3 protein-coding genes are annotated in these 4,097 nt (G+C 68.8%); all 3 read right to left on the minus strand.

Annotated elements, in window-relative coordinates; all coding sequences use genetic code 11:
• Nucleotides 1-31: 31 nt before the first annotated feature.
• The gene (locus tag P2P98_RS00135; protein WP_275796010.1) at nt 32-1,243 is read right to left on the minus strand and encodes an ROK family transcriptional regulator; all 1,212 of its coding nucleotides are present in this window, start codon (nt 1,241-1,243) and stop codon (nt 32-34) included.
• A gap of 78 nt (nt 1,244-1,321) precedes the next feature.
• Nucleotides 1,322-2,542, minus strand: coding sequence for a multiple monosaccharide ABC transporter permease (gene mmsB / locus P2P98_RS00140; RefSeq protein WP_058595194.1), 1,221 nt, complete (start codon nt 2,540-2,542; stop codon nt 1,322-1,324).
• Nucleotides 2,543-2,547: 5 nt separating this feature from the next.
• Nucleotides 2,548-4,077 (minus strand): multiple monosaccharide ABC transporter ATP-binding protein, encoded by a 1,530-nt coding sequence (gene mmsA, locus P2P98_RS00145; protein WP_275796016.1) that lies wholly within the window; start codon nt 4,075-4,077, stop codon nt 2,548-2,550.
• Between the last annotated feature and the right edge of the window lie 20 nt (nt 4,078-4,097).

Here is a 4,097-nt window from a genome sequence, read left to right on the forward strand (position 1 = left end):
AACGGGGGGCGGGGGCGGCGACGGGACGACGTCAGCCGCGGAAGCCTGCGGGATTCGACAGCAGGTCGGCGAAGGCCAGCTCGGCGGGGCCGACGAGCATGAGGCGCGAGCGGAGGTGGGCGCGCTCGAGGCGGATCGTGCGCCCCTCGGCGCCCAGGGGGTGCACGCGCACCGCTTCGGCCAGGCGCTCGCGACTCACCGACAGCAGGGCGCCCAGGTAGCCCGAGAGCACGACCGTCTCGGGGCTGAAGGCGTTGACGAAGTTCGTCAGCGCGACCGAGAGCACCTCGACCTGGCGGGTGACCTCGGCCATCACGCGGGGATCACGGGCCACCCCGAGCTCGACGTCGAGCTCGTCTTCGTCGAGCTTGCGGCGCCCGAGGAGCGGCTCGAGGAGGTCGAGGCTGACCTCGGCCTCGAGGCATCCCTTCCTCCCGCACACGCAGCGCCGACCCCGAGGGTCGACGACCGTGTGGCCGAGCTCGCCGGCGTAGCCCGAGGTTCCGCGCAGCAGGGTGCCGTCGATGATGAGCCCGCCGCCGATGCTGTGCATCGCGCCGCCGAGGTAGAGGAGGTTGCCGACGCCCACCCCGACGCCGAACCGCGACTCGGCGAGGGCACCGATGCTCGCGTCGTTGCCGGCCATGACCGGCATGCCGAGCTGATCGCTGAGGCGGGCGGCGACCGGGTCGCGCTTCCACCCGAGCGTCGGCGACACGAGGACCGAGCCGTTCGCGTTGACCAGACCCGGCACCGCGAGGCCGGCACCGACCACGCGGTAGTGGCGGTCGATGTCGGCGCGCATCGCCTCGACCGACGATTCGACGATCTGCACGAACCGGCGCGGCGAGGGAGCGCTCGCGGTGTCGTGGCGCAAGCGCGCGTGCACCACGCCGCCGAGTCCGACGAGTGCCACGGTCACCGCGTGCGGCTCGGCGCGCACGCTCAGGGCCGCGACGTGGTCTTCGGGTTCGATGTCGAGCGTGGGCCGCCCGACCTTGCCGGTGCGCTCCCCGCCCGGGGCTTCGCGGACGAGCCCCAGCTCGGTGAGCTCCATGACCAGGCCGGTCACGGTCGAGCGGTTCAAGCCGGTGGTGGCGCCGAGCTGCGCGCGTGAGAGCGCTCCCCGCGAGTGGAGGAGCGACAGCACGGACGCGAGGTTCTGCTGGCGGATCAGGTCGTTGGTCGTACGACCGGCCGGGGGTGCGAGCGGCGTCGCGGGCTCGAACACGGCAGGGGTCATGAGGGGCGCACCTCCCCCATCATCCCATCGGAGCCGCGCGGATGGGGAGCGGGCCCCGGGGCCACGCTCCCCATCCGATCACGCACCGCCGTTACGCCGCTTGTTGAAGATGTCGAATGCGACGGCCAGCAGCAGCACGATGCCCTTGATCGCCATCTGCCAGGCGGCATCCACACTGAGGATCGACAGACCCATGTTCAGCACGCCCATGACGAGGCCACCGACGACGGCGCCGATCACGGTGCCGATGCCGCCCTGGACGGCCGCTCCACCGATGAACACGGCGGCGATGGCATCCAGTTCGTAGTTCTGACCGGCGGATGCCACGGCGCCACCGGCGCGAGCGGTGCTGACCACGGCGGCCAGGCCCGCGAGCACGCCCATGTTCACGAAGATGAAGAAGTTGACCCACTTCGTCTTCACACCGCTCATCACGGCGGCGAACAGGTTGCCGCCCATTGCGTAGACGTGACGACCGAAGGTCGTGCGGTTGAGCACGAACGTGTAGGCGAGCACGAGCACGGCCAGGATGATCAGCACGATCGGGGTGCCGTTGTAGGCGGCGAGGGTGAAGGCGACCGCCATGATCGCGACCGCGGCGATGGCGTTCTTCGCCCAGAACGACCACGCGACCTCGCGGGGCAGCTCGAGGCGACGCAGCGTCGCCCGCGTCCGCAGCTGCTGGGCGATGAGCGCGACCACGGCGACGAAGCCGAGGACCACCGTCAGGGAGTCCCACACACCGACGTAACCGAGGATGGGCGGCAGCCAGCCGGCGCCGATGGCCGTGAAGCCGTCGGGCAGACCCGCGATGGTCCCGCCGGTCAGGAGCACCAGGGTCAGGCCGCGGAACAGCAGCATGCCGGCAAGCGTGACGATGAACGCGGGTATGCCGACGAAGGCGACCCAGAAGCCCTGCCAGGCACCGACGACGGCGCCGACGGCGAGCGAGAGGATCACGGCCAGCCACCACGGCAGGCCCCACTGGTTCATCGCGATCGCCGCGATCGCGCCGACCATGGCGACCACCGAGCCGACCGACAGGTCGATGTGCCCGGCGATGATGACCATGACCATGCCGATCGCGAGGATCAGCACGTAGGCGTTCTGCTGGATGAGGTTGTTGACGTTGCCCGGCATGAGCAGTCGCCCGCCGGTGAGCACCTGGAACAGCACGATGATGATGACCAGGGCGGCGAGGATGCCGAACTGACGGAAGTTGATGCGCGACAGGATGCCGCGGCGGCGCGGCCCGGGCTGGGTCGGCGCTTCGACCGTCTGGGTGGATGCGGTGGCCATTGCTGTCAGTTCCTTCCGGCGGTCATGTGCCGCATGAGCGTCTCTTGGGTGGCATCCGCGCGGCTGACCTCGCCCGTGATGCGTCCCTCGGAGATGGTGTAGATGCGGTCGGAGAGGCCGATGACCTCGGGCAGCTCCGACGAGATGACGATGACGGCCTTCCCCTGGGCCGCGAGTTCGTTGATGATTCCGTAGATCTCGTACTTCGCGCCGACGTCGATGCCGCGGGTGGGCTCGTCGAGGATGAGCACGTCGGGTCCGGTGAACATCCACTTCGACAGCACGACCTTCTGCTGGTTGCCGCCGGACAGGCGTCCGGTGATCGCGGCGACGCTGGGGGCCTTGATGTTCATCTTGTAGCGGTACGAGTCGGCGACCTTGTACTCGCGGTACCGGTCGACGACGCCCAGACGCGCGAGGCGCGCGAGGGCGGATGCCGAGACGTTGACCTGGATGTCGCCGATGAGGTTGAGGCCGTACTTCTTACGGTCCTCGGTGGCGTAGGCGATGCCGTGCTTGATGGCCGCGTCGACCGTGCGCACGTCGATCTGCTGGCCGTTCTTGTACACCTCGCCGGAGATCCCGGTTCCGTACATCCGGCCGAAGATGCTCATCGCGAGCTCGGTGCGGCCGGCGCCCATGAGTCCGGCGAAACCGACGATCTCGCCCGCGCGAACCATGAACGAGGCGTTGTCGATCACGACGCGTTCGGTGTCGACGGGGTGGTGAACGGTCCAGTTCTCGACGCGGAACAGCTCGTCACCGATGTCGGGCTCGCGCGGCGGGAAGAGGCTGTTGAGGTCGCGGCCGACCATGGCGCGGATGATGCGCCCCTCGTCGGTCTCGGGGTCGTCGCGGAGCATGGTCTCGATCGTCCGGCCGTCGCGGATGATCGTGATGCGGTCGGCGATGCGGAGCACCTCCTTCAGCTTGTGGCTGATGATGATGCAGGTGATGCCCTGGTCGCGGAGCTGATCGATGAGGTCGAGCAGGTGCGCGGAGTCGTCGTCGTTCAGTGCAGCGGTGGGCTCGTCGAGGATGAGGAGCTTGACCTCCTTGGCCAGCGCCTTCGCGATCTCGACGAGCTGCTGCTTGCCGACGCCGATCTCGTAGATCTTCGTCGCGGGGTTCTCGCGCAGTCCCACGCGCTTGAGCAGCTGGGCGGCCGCGGTGTTCGTCGCGTTCCAGTCGATGACGCCGCGCTTGGCCTTCTCGTTGCCGAGGAAGATGTTCTCGGCGATCGACAGGTACGGGCTGAGGGCCAGCTCCTGGTGGATGATGACGATGCCGGCCGCTTCGCTGTCGTTGATCGAGCGGAACGCCATCTCCTCACCCTCGAGGGTGATGCTGCCCTCGAAGCTGCCGGCCGGGTAGACGCCGCTCAGCACCTTCATGAGGGTGGACTTGCCGGCGCCGTTCTCGCCGCAGATCGCGTGCACCTCGCCCCGGTGCACGTCGATCGAGACATCGGCGAGCGCCGGGATGCCGTTGAACGACTTCGAGATCCCCGACATGCGCAGGATCGGTTCGGTCATGGTTGTCCCTCCGTCAGGGA

Source organism: Microbacterium sp. Kw_RZR3 (assembly GCF_029222405.1).
In the GTDB taxonomy this organism is placed as follows: domain Bacteria; phylum Actinomycetota; class Actinomycetes; order Actinomycetales; family Microbacteriaceae; genus Microbacterium.

Coding starts and splice junctions, on each gene's coding strand:
- P2P98_RS00135 (WP_275796010.1), bottom strand. CDS start 1,243: ATGACCCCTGCCGTGTTCGAGCCCGCGACGCCGCTCGCACCCCCGGCC.
- mmsB (WP_058595194.1), bottom strand. CDS start 2,542: ATGGCCACCGCATCCACCCAGACGGTCGAAGCGCCGACCCAGCCCGGG.
- mmsA (WP_275796016.1), bottom strand. CDS start 4,077: ATGACCGAACCGATCCTGCGCATGTCGGGGATCTCGAAGTCGTTCAAC.